Below are 16,222 nucleotides of genomic sequence, written 5' to 3' on the forward strand. Positions count from 1 at the left end.
AGATGTGTGGTGCCGGGGGTGCAAGTGTCCGGTTGTCGCATACGGTTGTCAATGGTCGCCAAGCTGGCTTGGACGAGGACGAGGACGATGCGCCGCGTCTGTTCGCTGTCGGTCTGGGAGTGGCACTCGAGGGGCACGACCTGTCCATCCTGCGGCCAGTTCGATGCGTGCAAGGTCAGTGGCGCTGCCGCCATCGAGCTTGCAGCACGGGAGTGCGGACCTCCGCAGCAAAGTCGGGAACGACCTTGGCCAAGCGGTCCAGGAACTTCTCCGGTGTGACTTCCGGCTTGTTGTACGCGCTGATCTGATCGTTGATGCACTCGACTGTGCGGTCGGGGTAGAGGTCGAACTGGTCGAGCAGGAAATCGTCAGGGTGCACGGCGTCCAGGTCGTACGGTGTCAATGCCGCAGCGGGGAAATCGTCGGTGTTGGCAGTCACGATCACAGCGGCACCGCCATACGCGGCGGCAGCGAGCACGTGCCGGTCCTTCGGGTCGTTGGTCATCACGTCGGTCAGGGATTCGTAGCCGGTCACCAGCGCGTCGGGAAACACCTGGCGGATGGTGTCGACGAACCGCCGGGCGCTCTCCGGCGTGCGATGTCCCACTCGGGGCAGATTGCGCTCGACCTCGTCGAGCACTTCGTCAGACCAGAGTGGACGGTAGGTATCCGCCTCCGCCAACCTCAGCAGAAGGTCTGCCAGGCGGTAGGGGATGAGCACGCAAGCGTCCAGGAGCGCGGGAAAGGGCACTAGCGGGTCCGGGGCAACTGATCTACAGCGTCGTAGGAGCCGTCTTCGGCAGCTTCACGCGCCAGCTCGTCGAGGGCGGAGCGGCGACGGACCCGGGCACGCTCCTGGTAGTCCACCAGCTCGGCCAACCGGACCCGTCGGTGGCGACCGCGCATCTCGAACGGGATCTCTCCGCCTTCCAGGAGCTTCACCAACGTGGGGCGCGAGACGTTGAGGATGTCTGCGGCCTGCTGCGTGGTGAGCTGGGTCGTGTGCGGGGCGATCGTGATCGCGAGCCCGTTCGACAGGGCTTCGACCACCTCGCGCAGTGCGGCGAACACCTCGCCGGGCAACTTGATCTCCGTGCCGTCCGGACCGACGAGCCTGGTGTGGCCGTGCAGAGCCTCGGCCGCGTGCGCCAAGTCCCTCTGGCTGCCACCAGGGGGCAACAGGGTGTGGTGCCGGAGCGCTGTCGTCATCGTCGTCCCTTTCGGTTCTCGGACCTGTCACATCCTATCCGAAAAAAACGAAAGCGGTGTGTCGCCCTGGCGCACCTGGTGCCGACGCGTCGCGGCAGGTTGACGACCTGCGCCACCGAACCGCTCGACACCGGCCAAGTCGTACCTTTCGCAACAAGAACCACCAATGGCCTGTGGTTGCCCTCGTGGAGGTCGGCGGGATGCCACGAACCCCGGTCCCCGCTGGTTCGTGAGCTGTCGACGGCTCCCGGTCGTCCTCCTGGCCTGCCCGTCCGGCAAGGACATGTTCTTGAGCCTGCGGACGCCGTGGGGTCGTTGGCGAACTGCTCCTCGCCCGCTGTGGGCGGCTTGGAGAGGGCCGGATAGAGACCTCACGGTGGGGATGCTGCACGGCTCGCCAGCGGCCTCGCAGGGCCGCCTTGACCAAGAAAAACTCAACACGCTTACAGCGCGTGGCCGAACTCGGCGTAGATGGCGTGGCCGGCTTCGGCGGCCTTCACTGCCAGGCCGAGCCTGCGGTACAGCGACGGGTAGATGAACGGCTGTGCCTCGGTGAGCAGCAGGAACTTCAGGCCGGTCAGCTCCTCGTCGTGGGTGCGAAGCGTCGCGGCTTGCTCGGCCGTGAGAAATCCCCCGTCGAACACGAACTGGTGACTGTCTCGCCAGGCTCCGCTGCGGGGCAGCCAGTCCACCACCAAGAGCGCACCGATGTGGATGCCCTGGCCGATCTCTTCGATCACCTCACGTCGGCACGCGGCCTTCGGGGATTCGTCGGCGTCCGCCATCCCTCCGGGGATGTCCAACACGGGCTTGTAGCGGGGCGTCACGAACAGGATGCGACCCTGCGCGTCCCTGATCAGCGCACCACCTGCCGACCCCTTGGCCGGGATGCGGCCGGCGATGCCGGGGTCGAACTCGACCTCAGGCGGGCCTTCGAGCTCCACGGCAGCGGCGAACGTCCCGGTGTCCAGGCACGCGTTCGGGGTAGGGTCGGACTCCAAGGTTCGCCTCATTCCGACGGCAGATCACGTGCTCCGGTCAGGAACAACCGGATCGGCGGTGCTCCTCCGTGTTCGGCGAAGTCCCGGCGCAGGTTGCGGGGCCGAACTGTAGACGCCTCGCCCTACGTGCATGGCCGACTCGGTCTGGACGGCTGCGACGTGCGTCTCGGTGTAGCTCCCGCCAGGCGCACGCCTGCTGCGGACGTCCGAGGTGCATGAGTTTGCGAACGCTGCGGGGCAAGGGCATCTTGAACCAGTTGCGAACCTTGTTGGCCAACCGCACCTGGACAGCAGGATGACGCTCTGGTCCGATCACCACGAAGGCCCAGGCGAGACTGGAGAACCGGTGCTGAGCTGGGACTTCGCGCTACGGGCGGCTGGCGGGAATCGAACCGCCGCTACAGCGTGGGAATCCTGGGAGGTGTCACCGCAGGGGTCTGTCGCGATCAGGAACCGGGGCGGCGTGAGCCGATCAGGTCGGCGGGGTCGACCGTCACGGTCATCCCACCGGGGACATCCGCCGTCCCGGCGGCACCTGCTCGGAGCGTCGCCACCTCCACGTACACGTCCTGGTCCAACCGGTAGCAGTAGATGATCGGACCATCCGCGCCTCCGATTTCGACCCGCCAGAAGGCGGGGACCCCCGCTGCGGCGAACGCGGCAGGCTTCTCCAGCCGATCGCGACGTGCCGTGGACGGGCTGACCACCTCGACCGCGAGCGCGACCAATTCGACGGCGACCGTGGTTGTCTCCACCAACTCCGTGCAGACAACCAGGTCCGGGATGTAGCCCAGCCCTGGTGCGATGCGCACGCCGACCGCTGTCACAGCCTCCATGCCGCCGTCCGCGACCGCGTCATCCAGCAGTCGGCACAGCCGATCCGCGACACGTTGGTGGGCCACGGCTGGGGCGGCGTTCACCACGAACCGCCCGTCGACCAGTTCGACGCGGTGGCCTTCCGCAGGCTCAAGGCGCTCCCAATCGTCCAACGTGTAGCCGGCCAAGCGGCGTGCACTGGTCATGGTCTCGGCCTCCGGGACACGGCTGGACGACGCACGTTGAGGAGGACCCGTCGACCTGCGTTGTGGATCATACCGAGCAGGTCCCGCTCCGGCGGGACGGCGTATCCCGCTCGACTCCGTCATCAGGGCGGATCACCCCCGCTCGCGCGGGGAAGACTGCACATAACCGTATCCCAGTCGGGGGTCGGGAGTCGTGCGATGTGCGCGACGCTGCCGTCACCGGGGCGCTCTCAGCCCGCGAAAGGTGTCAGCTCGCGCGCGGGACACGGCGAAGGCCCAGGTCGTTGACTCTGACCTGGGCCTTCGTGTGCTGAGCGGGTGACGGGAATCGAACCCGCCTCTACAGCTTGGGAAGCTGTCGTTCTACCAATGAACTACACCCGCCTGCGGTGCGGGTCCGATCATACACATAGGCTGTGGTCGTGTTGTTGAGTGACCGCGATCTACGCAAAGAGGTCGACTCGGGTCGCCTCGTGCTGGAGCCGTTCGACGACGTCATGGTGCAGCCGTCCAGCATCGACGTCCGACTCGACCGGTACTTCCGGGTGTTCAACAACACCCGGTACACGCACATCGACCCGGCGATGCAGCAGGACGACCTGACCTCCGTCGTCGAGCCGGAGGACGGCGAGCCGTTCGTGCTGCACCCCGGGGAGTTCGTGCTCGGGTCCACGTTCGAGCTGGTCGCGCTGCCGGACGACCTGGCCGGGCGGTTGGAGGGCAAGTCCTCGCTCGGGCGGCTCGGGTTGCTCACGCACTCGACCGCCGGGTTCATCGACCCTGGGTTCTCCGGGCACATCACGCTCGAACTCTCGAACGTGGCCAACCTGCCGATCACGCTCTGGCCCGGCATGAAGATCGGCCAGCTCTGCCTGTTCCGCCTCAGCTCGGCGGCCGAGTTCCCGTACGGCTCCGCGCAGGCCGGGTCCCGCTACCAGGGGCAGCGCGGGCCGACGCCCTCGCGCGCCTACCTGAACTTCCACCGGTCCGACACGCGGCGCTAGAACACGTCGCCGTACCTGGCCAGGACGCGGTCGCGCAGCGCCTGATCGGTCCTGGGCACGGGCTCCAGGAATACCTCGTCCAGGTCCGACCACCTGGCCCTGAGCTCGCCGTCGATCCGCACGCACGCCCGCTCCAGGTCGGCCGCCGACAGGGCGTCGTCGAAGTCGAGCCGCGCGCACAGCAGCACCCGGTCCGTGCCGACGGCCATCGTCAGCAGGTCGACCACCTGCTCCACCTCGGGCACGTCGCGCAGGTAGTCCCACACCGCCTTGACGAGCTGCGGGTCCGCCTGGCGGCCGATCAGCAGGCCCCGGTTCGTGCCCGCGAGCACGTACGCGCAGAACGCCAGCAGCACACCGATCAGCAGCGACGCCACGCCGTCCCACACCGACGACCCCGTCACGTGGTGCAGGCCCAGGCCGCCGAACGCCAGCAGCAGGCCCACCAGTGCGGCCGAGTCCTCGAAGAACACCGTCTTCACGGTCGGGTCGTCGGACACCCGCAGGAACGCGACCACCGACCGGCCTTCCTGCCGGGCCCCGCGCCGCACCTGCCGGAACGCCTGCGCGAACGACACCGACTCCAGCGCGAACGCGATCGCCAGCACCACGTACCCGACGCCGGGGCTGGTCTGCTCGGTCGGTTCGCCGAACACTGTGTGCACGCCTTCGTAGAACGCGAACACCGCGCCCGACACGAAGATCGACACGGCGGCGAGCAGCGACCAGAAGTACCGGTCCTTCCCGTACCCGAACGGGTGACGGCGGTCCGCGGGGCGCTCGGACCTGCGCAGGGCGGTGAGCAGGAGGCCCTCGGTGAACGTGTCGGCTACGGAGTGCCCGGCCTCGGCGAGCATCGCGGCCGAGCCGGTGATCACGCCGGCGATGGCCTTCATGATCGCGATGGCCAGGTTCACCGCCAGGGCGAGCAGCACGGTCAGCGTGCTCTCCCCGCCCTTGGACGCCTCGGCTGCGGACGTCCCCGCAGCGCCCGTGGAAGTCATGGCTCGACCGTAGGTCCACGGGCGGCCACGCGCGCGCCGCGAGTCCGGCCCGGATCTTGAAACATCACCTGAAGGGTGACCGACAGGTCCGCACACGGCGATTTCCGGGGGATGACAGGTGAAGAACGCTCCACGGGCGGTTGCGTGCGCGGTGGTCCTCGCGGTGGTGCTGCCCGGCTCGGCCCAAGCGCGGGAACCGGGGCCGGCGGGGACGGTTCCGGTCACCGGGGTGGTGTGGTTCGACCGGAACGCGAACGGGGTCGTGGACGAGGGGGAACCGCCGCTGGCGAACGGGCGGGCGGTGCGCGTGTTCAACGGGGTGACCAAGGAGTTCATCGGCGAGTTCGGCACGGACGGCACCGGGCGCTACCGGGCGGACGTGCCGGGCATCCCGCCGGCGATCTACAACCACAACACCGACGTGTACCGGGCGACCACGGCTCCGTCCTTCTCCCCGGGCACGCCCGGCGCGTCCGAGCACCTGCTCCTGGTCGACCCGGAGACCGGGCACGACGTGCGCGCCTTCCGCGAGATCACCGTCGCGGGCGGGCAGGACGTGCGGGTGGACGCGCGCTACTTCGAAGCCGTCCACGATGCTGCGGCGGGCCCGCTCGTGGTCACGCCGGACGGTCCGGCGCGGCTCGGTGACGTGCTGGACGTCGTGGTGCCGCTGGAGAACCGGGGCAACGCACCGCTGCGGATCGGACTGGAACCGGTGTCCCGGCTGGAGGTCACGGGGGTCGCGGGCGCGGTGCCGTGGCGGGGGATCTGGCGCACCGCCGACGACGTCCCCGCCGGCGGGCGGGTCGCGGCGACGGTCACCGTGCGGCTGTCCGAACCGCTGGACGAGCTGCGCTTCCGCGTCGTCGTCGAGGAACCGGACCGGGACCGGGGCAATGACGAATCGGCGGCGAGGATCGTGGTGGTCGTGCCACCGACGAGCGCCACGAGCGCCACGAGCACGTCGGCCCCGAGAGGCACGTGGAGCACGACAGCCGCGACGACGGGGACGACGGGGATGACCGGGGTGGTGCCGGCGGAGGGCGGGCTGGCCGGGACGGGGGCGGCACCCGGGCTGGTGACGCTGATCGGCGGCCTGCTGGTGGGCGGTGGCGTGGTGCGCGGCGCGCAGACGTCGCACCTGACCCGTTCGGAGCACTGCCGCGACTAGCCTGCGCGCCATGGGCATTCTGGTGCACGTGCTGCTGACCGCGGTGGCGGTCTGGGTCTCCACGGTCATCCCGGGCATCGACCTCGGGGAGGGCTCGACGCCCGCCAAGATCGGCACGCTCCTCGGGGTGGCGCTGCTGTTCGGCCTGGTGAACGTGGTGGTCAAGCCGGTCGTGAAGTTCTTCGGCTGCGTCTTCTACCTCGTCACGCTCGGCCTGATCGGCCTGGTCGTGAACGGCCTGCTGTTCTGGCTCACCGGCTGGCTGGCGGACCGGCTCGGCCTGCCGTTCCAGGTCACCGGCTTCTGGCCCGCGTTCTTCGGCGCGATCATCGTGGCCCTGACGAGCTGGGCGTTGAACCTGGTCTACGACCGGATCACCGACGGCGACTGACCCGGGATCGACGAGGCCCCCACCGCGCGGCGGTGGGGGCCTCGGTCGTGGTCGGCGGCTCGGCGGCTCAGCGCGTCACCAGGTCAGCGGGTCACGCGTCGGCGGCTTCGGGTTCGGCGGTCGTCGCGCCGGGGCCCTGCTGCCCGCGTCGGACCGCGGTGAGCAGGAGTTGCGCCACGTCCACGACCTCGACGTGCGCGCCCGCCTTGCCCTCGTTCTGCCGGGCCGTCACGCCGTCGGTGAGCATCACCCGGCAGAACGGGCAGCCGGTGGCGATCTTCGACGGCGCGGTGCCCAGCGCCTCGTCCACGCGGTCGACGTTGATGCGCTTGCCGATCCGCTCCTCCATCCACATCCGCGCGCCGCCCGCGCCGCAGCACATGGAGCGGTCGCCGTGCCGGGGCATCTCGCGCAGCGTCGCGCCGGACGCGCCGACCAGTTCGCGCGGGGCCTCGTAGATCTTGTTGTGCCGGCCCAGGTAGCACGGGTCGTGGTAGGTCACGTCCTCGGCGATCTCGGCCACCGGCACCAGCCGGCGCTCGCGCACCAGGCGGTTGAGCAACTGGGTGTGGTGCACGACCTCGAACTGGCCGCCCACCTGCGGGTACTCGTTGGCCAGCGTGTTGAAGCAGTGCGCGCAGGTCACCACGATCTTGCGGCGGCCCGGTGCGCGGCCCTCGAAGACCGTGTTGAGCACCTCGACGTTCTGCTGGGCCAGCATCTGGAACAGGAACTCGTTGCCCGCGCGCCGCGCCGGGTCGCCGGTGCAGGTCTCCTCCGGGCCGAGCACGGTGTAGGAGACGTCCGCGGTGTGCAGGAGTTCGGCCACCGCGCGGGTGGTCTTCTTCGCCCGGTCCTCGAACGCGCCCGCGCAGCCGACCCAGAACAGGTACTCGGCGTCGCCGAGCTCGCCGTCGAACACCGGCACCGCGAAGTCCAGGCCGTCGGTCCACGCCAGGCGGTCCTTGGCGTTCTGGCCCCACGGGTTGCCCTTGTTCTCCAGGTTCTTGAACATGCCGCCCAGCTCGGACGGGAAGTTGGACTCGATCAGCACCTGGTAGCGGCGCATGTCGACGATGTGGTCGACGTGCTCGATGTCCACCGGGCACTGCTCGACGCACGCGCCGCACGTGGTGCAGGACCACAGCACCTCGGGGTCGATGACGCCCAGTTCGGCCGCGCCGCCGACCAGCGGGCGCTCGGCCTCGGCCAGCGCCAGCACGTCGACGGCCTCCAGGCGCTTCTGGTAGTCCTCGTACTTGTCGCCGGTCAGGCCGACCTCGTCGCCGGCCACGTCCTTGCTGCCGCCGGCCAGCAGGTAGGGGGCCTTGGCGAAGGCGTGGTCGCGGAGCTGGGTGATGAGCAGCTTGGGGGACAGCGGCTTGCCGGTGTTCCACGCCGGGCACTGGGACTGGCAGCGACCGCACTCGGTGCAGGTGCTGAAGTCCAGCCACCCCTTCCAGGTGAAGTCCTCCACCTTGCCGACGCCGAAGGTGTCCTCGTCCGGGTCGGCCTCCTCCAGGTCGAGAACCTCGCCGTCGCTCATCATCGGCCGCAGCGCGCCGAGCGCGACGCCGCCGTCGTCCTCGCGCTTGAAGTAGATGTTGAAGAACGCGCTGAACCGGTGCCAGGCGATGCCCATGGTCAGGTTCTTGCCGACCACGATCAGCCAGAGCATGCCGGACAGCAGCTTGAGCACGGCCATGACCGACACCCAGTCGGGGTTGTCGGGCAGCACGTGGCTCAGCGGCAGCGTCACGAAGGACGACCACAGCGGCATGTCCTCCAGGCCGGAGGAGAGCTTGAACGCCTTCACCCCGAGGATGCCGAGGCCCTCGACGATCACGACCGCTTCGACGAAGTAGGCGGACTTGAAGCTGGACCCCGCGAACCGGGACAGCCGGTCGGCGCGGCGCGGGTGATTGAGCTGGCGGATGACCGCGAGGGCCACGCCGCCGGCCACGGTGCCGATGCCGAGCAGCTCGACCAGCAGCGCCCACGCGGGCCACTCGCCGATGACCGGCCAGTGGAACGCCGGGTCGAAGACCTCGCCGTAGGCCTCGAACAGCACCGCGGAGCCGATCAGGAAGCCCCACATCACCATCCAGTGCCAGGGCGCGACCTTGCGCAGCTTGGCCATCCGGGTGTGCGCGACGAACTCCACGAGGAGGGTGCGCAGCCGGGGCCCGACCGGGCCGTTGCGGGTGGCGTCGGGTCGGCCCAGCCGGATGATCTTGATCATCCGGACCACGCCGGCCACGAACAGACCCCAGGCGAACAGGCTGACGGCGACGCCGACGGCGCCGAGGGTGAGCTGGAGGGCTCCCATGTGGTGGCGGCCTTTCTCGTCCGGTCTCCTGGCTGGGCACATTACGCCCGACTACTCGTGGGTAACGACCTGGGCGTGGCCGATCACATAAACTAGTGGGACACCTGTTCAACTAGTTGGAGGCTCACCGGTGGTGTACCTGCTGCTCGCGCTGGCGATCGCCGGGGAGGTCGCGGCGACCGTCTCGCTCAAGCTCTCCGAGGGCTTCACCAAGCCGTGGCCGGTCGTGGTGGTGGTCGTCGGCTACCTCGTCGCGTTCACCTGCCTCGGGTTCGTGCTCAAGCTCGGCATGCCGATCGGCGTGGCCTACGCGATCTGGTGCGCCTTCGGGATCGCCGCCGTCGCGACCATCGGCGTGGTGCTGTTCGGCGAGCCGGTCAACCCGCTGGTGGTCGGCGGGCTGGTGCTGGTCGTGCTGGGCGTCGTGGCGATCGAGCTGGGCAGTGGCCAGACCGCCGGCTGACGGCCGGCGGGCGCGCGGCGAGCGCCGCCGGCGGGAACTGCTCGCGGCGACGCTGCGGGTGATCGAGCGCGACGGCGTGTCCGGCGTGTCGCACCGGTCCGTCGCACGGGAAGCGGACGTGCCGGTGTCGTCGTCCACCTACTACTACGCGACCCTGGACGACCTGCTGATCGCCACGCTCACCTGGTCCGCGCGCGAGATGGCGCTCGGGTTCGGCGCGGTGAAGCCCACGCCGGGCTCGGTGGCCCGGTTCCTGGCCGAGGCGGTCGGGCCGAACCGGGGGCGCACGCTCGCCGAGTACGAGCTCTACCTCCTCGCCGCCCGGCGGCCGGAGCTGCGCCCGGCGGCGCGGCGGTGGATCACGCTGCTGTCGTCGGTGTTCGGCACCATGCAGCCGGCCGCGTTCCTCGGGTTCGCGGCGGCGCTGGACGGGCTGCTGATCCAGGGTCTCATCGCGGATTTCCCCCCAACGGCCGAACAGATGGAACCGGTCGTGTCCCTTCTGATGCCTCCGCGATGACCTTCACGCGGGACACTGGGCGCATGAGGTTCGCCGGACGTGAGTCGTGGCAGGTGTCGCACGGGACGAATCAGTCGGTCAACACCGCGCTCTTCCTCCGGGACACGCTGGCGCTGTCGGTCGACACCGTGCCGGAGCTGCCCGGCCTGGACCCGTCGGTGCCGGTGCTCGTGCCGGCCGGCGTGGACCGGGCCGGCGCGACCGAGGAGTGGCTCGGGTGGTGGGCCGACGTGCTCGACCACGCGCGGACCGAGCAGGCGTCCCCGACGCCGGTCGACCCGGACGGGTCGTCGCTGGCGATCCGGCCGTGCCTGCGCGCGGCGGTGATCGCGCTGCGCGGTGCCGCGTCGGAGTACGGGCGGCGGCACGCCGGCCGGTCGCCGGGCGCGCTGCCGATCGGCGAGGTGGTGCGCGGCGTGGAGAGCCGGATCGGGCGGTACGTGAAGCCGTTCCGGCTGGCGATCACCGTGGTCCCGGTGCAGGGCCTGGTGTGGGAGCGGATGACGGAGTCGCACGTCATCGCGTCCGACCGCTTCCTCGACGACCCGGCCCGGTGCGCGCCCGCGCTGCGGACCGTGGTCGAAGCCCTGGCCTGACGCCCGGAGCGGGACCCCGCGCCCGCGCTCGACCCGGCGCGGTACGGCCCGCGACCGGCCGCCCGCTGACGAACGGGGTAGGGACAGCCCCCGTATCCGGCCGGGGGCTTCCCCCGTGGGCCTGGTAGCCCCTGCGCCCCTAGCTTTAGCGCAATGACCTTGATGCCTGAGGGGGCAGTGGTGGTGAAGCGGATCGCGTTGGTGTCCGTCGCGGTGGTTCTCGTCGCGGGAGCGCTGTCTTCTTGCGTGCGGCTCGTGCAGAACAACTTCAGCGACACGTCGGACATCACCGAGAAGATCACCTCGGTGCGCGTCCAGAACGGTGCGGGCGACGTCTCGGTGCGCGGCGCGGAGGGCACGAACGCCACCCGGGTGGTCCGGAAGGTCGACTACCCCAAGGACTCCGACAAGCCGACCGGCACGACGCACCGGATGGAGGGCGGGGTGCTCGTCCTGGACGGCTGCGGCAACCAGTGCACGGTCAGCTACGAGGTCACCGTGCCGACGAAGGACGTCGCGGTCGTCGGCGACAACAGCTCCGGTGACGTCACGCTCGAAGACGTCGCGAGCGTGGAGATCAGCCTCGGCTCGGGCAACGGCACCCTGCGCAAGGTCAGCGGCACCGTGCGGGTGGACAACAACTCCGGCGACGTGGTCGCGTCCGACGTCGCCGGCGAGTTCACCGGCAAGTTCGGCTCGGGCAACGCGCGGTTGACGAGGTTGAGCGGGCCGGTGCTGGTCGACGGCGACTCCGGCGACATCGAGGTGGAGCTGGCCGCGCCGCGGTCGGTGCGCGCCACCGCCGGGTCGGGCAACCTCACCGTGCAGGTGCCGAGGGGCGCGTACAAGCTCGACGCCGACTCGGGCAGCGGCGACAAGAACCTGGGCGACGTGAAGGACGACCCGACGGCCACCGTCGAGCTGGTGCTCCGCACGAAGAGCGGCGACCTGACGCTCCGGGCGGCCTAGGGGTTCTGCTCGTAGCCGGCGCGCAGCGCCGCCACCCCATCGGCCCCGGCCAGGCGACAGCACCACCCGTCGCCTGGCCGGGGCCGTCGGGCGTCCTGGCCGTCGTCCGGCGCGCCGTCGCCGGGCAGTGGCCCGGATCACGCCAGGACGGGAACACCAGGCGCTCGCCGGTCGTTGGACGAGGCAGAAAGATTGAGCCGGTTGGACTCAAGTCCGCCGGGCCTGGCAAACTTGAGCGGGTACCGCTCAATGCGGGGCACTCATACACGTACTACCAGGAGGAATCCCATGGCGCGAGCGGTCGGCATCGACCTGGGGACGACCAATTCCGTCGTCGCGGTTCTCGAAGGTGGCGAGCCGACGGTGATCGCCAACTCCGAGGGGTCGCGGACCACCCCGTCCATCGTCGCCTTCGCCAAGAACGGCGAGGTGCTCACCGGTCAGCCCGCCAAGAACCAGGCGGTGACCAACGTCGACCGGACGATCCGGTCGGTGAAGCGGCACGTCGGCACGAACTGGGCGACCGAGGAGATCGACGGCAAGAAGTACACGCCGCAGGAGATCAGCGCGCGTGTCCTGATGAAGCTCAAGCGCGACGCCGAGGCGTACCTGGGCGAGGAGATCACCGACGCGGTGATCACCGTCCCGGCCTACTTCGAGGACGCGCAGCGGCAGGCCACCAAGGAGGCCGGCCAGATCGCGGGCCTCAACGTGCTCCGCATCGTCAACGAGCCCACCTCCGCCGCCCTGGCCTACGGTCTGGACAAGGGCGAGAAGGAGCAGACCATCCTGGTCTTCGACCTCGGTGGCGGCACGTTCGACGTCTCGCTGCTGGAGCTCGGCGACGGCGTGGTCGAGGTGCGCGCCACCTCCGGTGACAACCACCTGGGCGGCGACGACTGGGACCAGCGCATCGTCGACTGGCTGGTCGAGCGCTTCAAGCAGTCCAGCGGCATCGACCTGACCAAGGACAAGATGGCGCTCCAGCGGATTCGCGAGGCCGCGGAGAAGGCGAAGATCGAGCTGTCCAGCTCGAACAACGCCACCATCAACCTGCCCTACATCACGGTCGACGCGGACAAGAACCCGCTGTTCCTGGACGAGACGCTGTCCCGCGCCGAGTTCCAGCGGATCACCAACGACCTGCTGGAGCGCACCCGCGCCCCGTTCAACAACGTGATCAAGGACGCCGGCATCTCGGTCGGCGACATCGACCACGTGGTGCTGGTCGGCGGTTCCACCCGGATGCCCGCCGTGGCCGAGCTGGTCAAGGAGCTCACCGGCGGTCGTGAGCCGAACAAGGGCGTGAACCCGGACGAGGTCGTCGCGGTCGGCGCGGCGCTCCAGGCCGGTGTGCTGAAGGGCGAGGTCAAGGACGTCCTGCTGCTCGACGTCACCCCGCTGTCCCTGGGCATCGAGACCAAGGGCGGCGTGATGACCAAGCTCATCGAGCGCAACACCACGATCCCGACCAAGCGGTCCGAGATCTTCACCACGGCCGACGACAACCAGCCGTCCGTGCAGATCCAGGTGTTCCAGGGCGAGCGCGACTTCGCGGCGGACAACAAGAAGCTCGGCATGTTCGAGCTGACCGGCCTGCCGCCCGCCCCGCGCGGCGTCCCGCAGATCGAGGTCACCTTCGACATCGACGCGAACGGCATCGTGCACGTGTCCGCCAAGGACATGGGCACCGGCAAGGAACAGCGGATGACGATCACCGGCGGCTCGGCGCTGCCGAAGGACGACATCGACCGGATGATCAAGGACGCCGAGGCGCACGCCGACGAGGACAAGCGCCGGCGCGACGAGGCCGAGGTCCGCAACCAGGCCGAGACGCTCGTCTACCAGACCGAGAAGGTCCTCAAGGAGAACGACGAGAAGATCCCGGCCGAGGTCAAGGACAAGGTCAAGGCCGCGCTGGAGGAGACGACCGAGGCCCTGAAGGGCACGGACATCGCCAAGATCCGGTCGGCGGTGGAGAAGCTGGCCACCGAGTCGCAGGCCATCGGCCAGTCCCTCTACGCCAACACCGGTGCCAACCCGGCGGCCGACGCCCCCTCGGGTGACGCGCCCGGCGCGCCCGGGGCCAAGGCCGACGACGTGGTGGACGCCGAGATCGTCGACGAGGACGAGGACAAGAAGAAGTGACGCAGCCGGAAGAGCAGCCGCACGCGGTGGTCCGGGACGACCACCGCATCGACCCGGAGACGGGCGAGGTGCGTCCTCCCGCCGAGGAGGGCGCACCGGCTCCCGCTTCCGACGAGACCGGTCCGGTCGGGGGTGGCGGCGAGCACGCCGTCTTCGAGGCCGAGGTGGTCGAACCCGGAGTGGTCGAACCCGGAGTGGTCGACCCGGGCGCGGCCGGGACCGACCCGGCCGTCGAGCTCAAGGCGCAGCTCGACGAGCGCACCGCCGACCTCCAGCGCCTGACCGCGGAGTACGCCAACTACCGCAAGCGCGTCGAGCGCGACCGGGAGGTGGTGGTCAGCACGGCCAAGGCGGGCGTCGCCGGCGAACTGCTGGGCGTGCTGGACGACATCGAGCGGGCGGGCGCGCACGGCGACCTGACCGGCGCGTTCAAGGCGGTGGCCGACAAGCTGGTCAGCGCCCTGGGCGGGACCGGGCTGGAGCCGTTCGGGCACGAGGGCGAGCCCTTCGACCCGTCGGTGCACGAGGCCGTGCAGCACGGCACGTCCCCGGACGTGACCGGGCCGACGGTGACCGCCGTGCTGCGTCGCGGCTACCGCTTCGGCGAGCGCGTGCTGCGGCCCGCGCTGGTCGCGGTGACCGACTACGAGGCGTCCGGCGATGCGCCGGCCGCAGAGTCGCAGCAGGACTGAGGGGGAGGGGGCGTCCGGTGAGTGCTCGGGATTGGATCGACAAGGACTTCTACCGGGAGCTGGGCGTCTCCTCCGACGCCTCGGCCGACGAGATCAAGAAGGCTTACCGGAAGTTGGCGCGGGAGCTCCACCCCGACGCCAACCCCGGTGACGCCAAGGCCGAGGCCCGGTTCAAGGCGGTGTCCGAGGCGTACGGCGTGCTCTCGGACACCGCGAAGCGCAAGCAGTACGACGAGGCCCGCCGCCTGTTCGCGGGCGGCGGTGGTTTTCCCGGCGGGTTCGGCCAGGGCGGCGGCTTCGACGTCGGCGACCTGTTCAACCGCCAGCAGCAGCAGGGCGGCACGGGCGGTGGCCTTGGCGACCTGCTCGGCGGCCTGTTCAACCGGCGCGGTGGCGGCCCCACGGCGTCGGCCACCCGGCCGCGCCGCGGCGAGGACGTCGAGACCGACGTCCGGATCGACTTCACCGAGGCGGTGAAGGGCGCGACCGTGCCGATGCGGCTGTCCAGCCCGGCGACCTGCGCCACGTGCGCCGGTTCCGGCGCGCGGCCGGGCACCTCGCCGCGCACCTGCCCGAACTGCGGCGGCGCGGGCCTGGTGACCCGCAACCAGGGCGCGTTCGCGTTCTCCGAGCCGTGCGCGGACTGCCGGGGCACCGGCCGGATCATCGACGACCCGTGCCCGGACTGCGCCGGCGAGGGGGTCAGCACCAAGACCCGCACGCTGACCATCCGGATTCCGGCGGGCGTGGACGACGGCCAGCGGATCCGGCTGGCCGCGCAGGGTGAGCCGGGGCGCAACAACGGGCCCAACGGCGACCTCTACGTGCGGGTGCACGTCAACCCGCACCCGCTGTTCGGGCGGTCGGGCAACAACCTGACCGTGACCGTGCCCGTGACGTTCCCCGAACTGGCGCTGGGCACGACGTTGACCGTGCCCACGCTGGAGGGCAAGGTGACCTTGAAGGTGGCCGCCGGCACGTCGTCGGGTCAGGTGCTGCGCGCCAAGGGCAAGGGCATCGCCAAGCGGGACGGGCAGGTCGGCGACCTGCTGATCACGTTGCAGGTGGCGGTGCCGAACAACATGGACGCCGCCGCGCGCGAGGCGCTGGAGGCGTACGCGTCGACAACCGCCCAGCACGACCCGAGGGCGGACCTCAACGCCTTGGTGGAGAAGAGGTCGACATGACGTTCCCGTTCCCACCGGGCACGGACGAAGACACCCCGTTCTTCGTCATCTCGGTGGCGGCGCAGCTCTCCGGTCTGCACGCGCAGACCTTGCGGTCCTACGACCGGATGGGCCTGGTGTCGCCGGGCCGCACGTCCGGCGGGGGCCGGCGGTACTCGATGCGCGACATCGTGGTGCTGCGCGAGGTGCAGCGCCTCTCCCAGGAGGAGGGCGTCAACCTCGCGGGCATCAAGCGGATCATCGAGCTGGAGCACGAGGTGGGCGCGCTGCGCGGTCACGTGGCCGAGCTGACCGAGCAGCTCGCGTCCGCGCTGGCCGCCGCCGAGCACGCCGCCGCGTCCGTGCACGCCTCACTGCGCCGCGACCTGGTCCCGGTGCGCCACGAGACCGCGCTCGTGGTCTGGAAGCCCAACCGCGCCCGCTGAACGGCACCACGGGGCCGTCCGCGCCCGCCAGGACCGCCGCAGGGCACCGCGCACGACCACCACGGCCCGCGCGGCGGAACTTCCCCCGGGC

At 70.3% G+C, this 16,222-nt stretch carries 17 protein-coding genes and 1 tRNA gene; 11 read left to right on the forward strand and 7 right to left on the reverse strand.

Annotated features, from left to right (window positions below; translation table 11 throughout):
- Window positions 1-175 precede the first annotated feature (175 nt).
- The 5 genes from AB0G01_RS04895 to AB0G01_RS04915 all read right to left on the reverse strand — a co-directional run bounded on the left by AB0G01_RS04895 (window position 176) and on the right by AB0G01_RS04915 (window position 3,616).
- Window positions 176-751 (reverse strand): PIN domain-containing protein, encoded by a 576-nt coding sequence (locus AB0G01_RS04895; protein ID WP_360939726.1) that lies wholly within the window; start codon window positions 749-751, stop codon window positions 176-178.
- Complete coding sequence (locus AB0G01_RS04900) at window positions 751-1,209, reverse strand: helix-turn-helix domain-containing protein (RefSeq protein ID WP_360939728.1); 459 nt, start codon at window positions 1,207-1,209, stop codon at window positions 751-753. Before AB0G01_RS04900 ends, AB0G01_RS04895 begins: the two co-directional genes overlap by 1 nt.
- 443 nt (window positions 1,210-1,652) lie before the next feature.
- Entirely contained in the window at window positions 1,653-2,210 is a 558-nt protein-coding gene (locus tag AB0G01_RS04905) for an NUDIX hydrolase (protein WP_360939730.1), read from the reverse strand.
- Window positions 2,211-2,656: 446 nt separating this feature from the next.
- Window positions 2,657-3,232, reverse strand: coding sequence for a Uma2 family endonuclease (locus AB0G01_RS04910; RefSeq protein ID WP_360939732.1), 576 nt, complete (start codon window positions 3,230-3,232; stop codon window positions 2,657-2,659).
- A gap of 313 nt (window positions 3,233-3,545) precedes the next feature.
- Window positions 3,546-3,616, reverse strand: a tRNA-Gly gene (locus AB0G01_RS04915).
- Between the two features lie 38 nt (window positions 3,617-3,654).
- On the opposite strand from AB0G01_RS04915, the gene dcd reads away from it, so the two are divergent.
- Window positions 3,655-4,236 (forward strand): dCTP deaminase, encoded by a 582-nt coding sequence (gene dcd / locus AB0G01_RS04920; protein WP_360939734.1) that lies wholly within the window; start codon window positions 3,655-3,657, stop codon window positions 4,234-4,236.
- Here dcd and AB0G01_RS04925 read toward each other — a convergent pair.
- A complete protein-coding gene (locus AB0G01_RS04925; protein ID WP_360939736.1) occupies window positions 4,233-5,240 on the reverse strand; it encodes a cation diffusion facilitator family transporter in 1,008 nt (335 codons plus the stop codon). The two genes, dcd and AB0G01_RS04925, sit on opposite strands and share 4 nt — an antisense overlap.
- Window positions 5,241-5,358: 118 nt before the next feature.
- On the opposite strand from AB0G01_RS04925, the gene AB0G01_RS04930 reads away from it, so the two are divergent.
- Together AB0G01_RS04930 and AB0G01_RS04935 are read left to right on the forward strand one after the other, a co-directional pair.
- Window positions 5,359-6,411, forward strand: a complete 1,053-nt coding sequence (locus AB0G01_RS04930) for a hypothetical protein (protein WP_360939738.1) — start codon at window positions 5,359-5,361, stop codon at window positions 6,409-6,411.
- Window positions 6,412-6,421: 10 nt separating this feature from the next.
- Entirely contained in the window at window positions 6,422-6,802 is a 381-nt protein-coding gene (locus AB0G01_RS04935; protein ID WP_360939740.1) for a phage holin family protein, read from the forward strand.
- A gap of 91 nt (window positions 6,803-6,893) precedes the next feature.
- Here AB0G01_RS04935 and AB0G01_RS04940 read toward each other — a convergent pair whose 3' ends face one another.
- Window positions 6,894-9,131, reverse strand: a complete 2,238-nt coding sequence (locus tag AB0G01_RS04940) for a (Fe-S)-binding protein (protein ID WP_360939742.1) — start codon at window positions 9,129-9,131, stop codon at window positions 6,894-6,896.
- Between the two features lie 130 nt (window positions 9,132-9,261).
- Here AB0G01_RS04940 and AB0G01_RS04945 point away from each other — a divergent pair, with 130 nt between their 5' ends.
- The 8 genes from AB0G01_RS04945 (at window position 9,262) to AB0G01_RS04980 (ending at window position 16,131) form a co-directional block, all read left to right on the forward strand.
- Complete coding sequence (locus tag AB0G01_RS04945) at window positions 9,262-9,594, forward strand: multidrug efflux SMR transporter (RefSeq protein ID WP_360939744.1); 333 nt, start codon at window positions 9,262-9,264, stop codon at window positions 9,592-9,594.
- Window positions 9,575-10,114 carry a TetR family transcriptional regulator gene (locus tag AB0G01_RS04950; RefSeq protein ID WP_360939746.1) on the forward strand — a complete coding sequence of 180 codons (540 nt, stop codon included), beginning with the start codon at window positions 9,575-9,577 and terminating at the stop codon, window positions 10,112-10,114. Before AB0G01_RS04945 ends, AB0G01_RS04950 begins: the two co-directional genes overlap by 20 nt.
- A 23-nt stretch (window positions 10,115-10,137) precedes the next feature.
- Window positions 10,138-10,710, forward strand: a complete 573-nt coding sequence (locus AB0G01_RS04955) for a hypothetical protein (RefSeq protein ID WP_360939748.1) — start codon at window positions 10,138-10,140, stop codon at window positions 10,708-10,710.
- A 162-nt stretch (window positions 10,711-10,872) separates the two neighbouring features.
- A complete protein-coding gene (locus AB0G01_RS04960) occupies window positions 10,873-11,679 on the forward strand; it encodes a DUF4097 family beta strand repeat-containing protein (protein WP_360939750.1) in 807 nt (268 codons plus the stop codon).
- A gap of 288 nt (window positions 11,680-11,967) precedes the next feature.
- Window positions 11,968-13,827, forward strand: coding sequence for a molecular chaperone DnaK (dnaK, locus tag AB0G01_RS04965; protein ID WP_360939752.1), 1,860 nt, complete (start codon window positions 11,968-11,970; stop codon window positions 13,825-13,827).
- Entirely contained in the window at window positions 13,824-14,519 is a 696-nt protein-coding gene (gene grpE, locus AB0G01_RS04970) for a nucleotide exchange factor GrpE (protein ID WP_360939754.1), read from the forward strand. The genes dnaK and grpE overlap by 4 nt, the downstream gene beginning before the upstream one ends.
- Window positions 14,520-14,536: 17 nt before the next feature.
- Window positions 14,537-15,706 (forward strand): molecular chaperone DnaJ, encoded by a 1,170-nt coding sequence (gene dnaJ / locus AB0G01_RS04975; protein WP_360939756.1) that lies wholly within the window; start codon window positions 14,537-14,539, stop codon window positions 15,704-15,706.
- Complete coding sequence (locus AB0G01_RS04980) at window positions 15,703-16,131, forward strand: helix-turn-helix transcriptional regulator (protein ID WP_360939758.1); 429 nt, start codon at window positions 15,703-15,705, stop codon at window positions 16,129-16,131. The genes dnaJ and AB0G01_RS04980 overlap by 4 nt, the downstream gene beginning before the upstream one ends.
- Window positions 16,132-16,222: the final 91 nt, after the last annotated feature.

The sequence above is a fragment of the Actinosynnema sp. NPDC023587 genome (assembly GCF_040640215.1).
GTDB lineage: Bacteria > Actinomycetota > Actinomycetes > Mycobacteriales > Pseudonocardiaceae > Actinosynnema.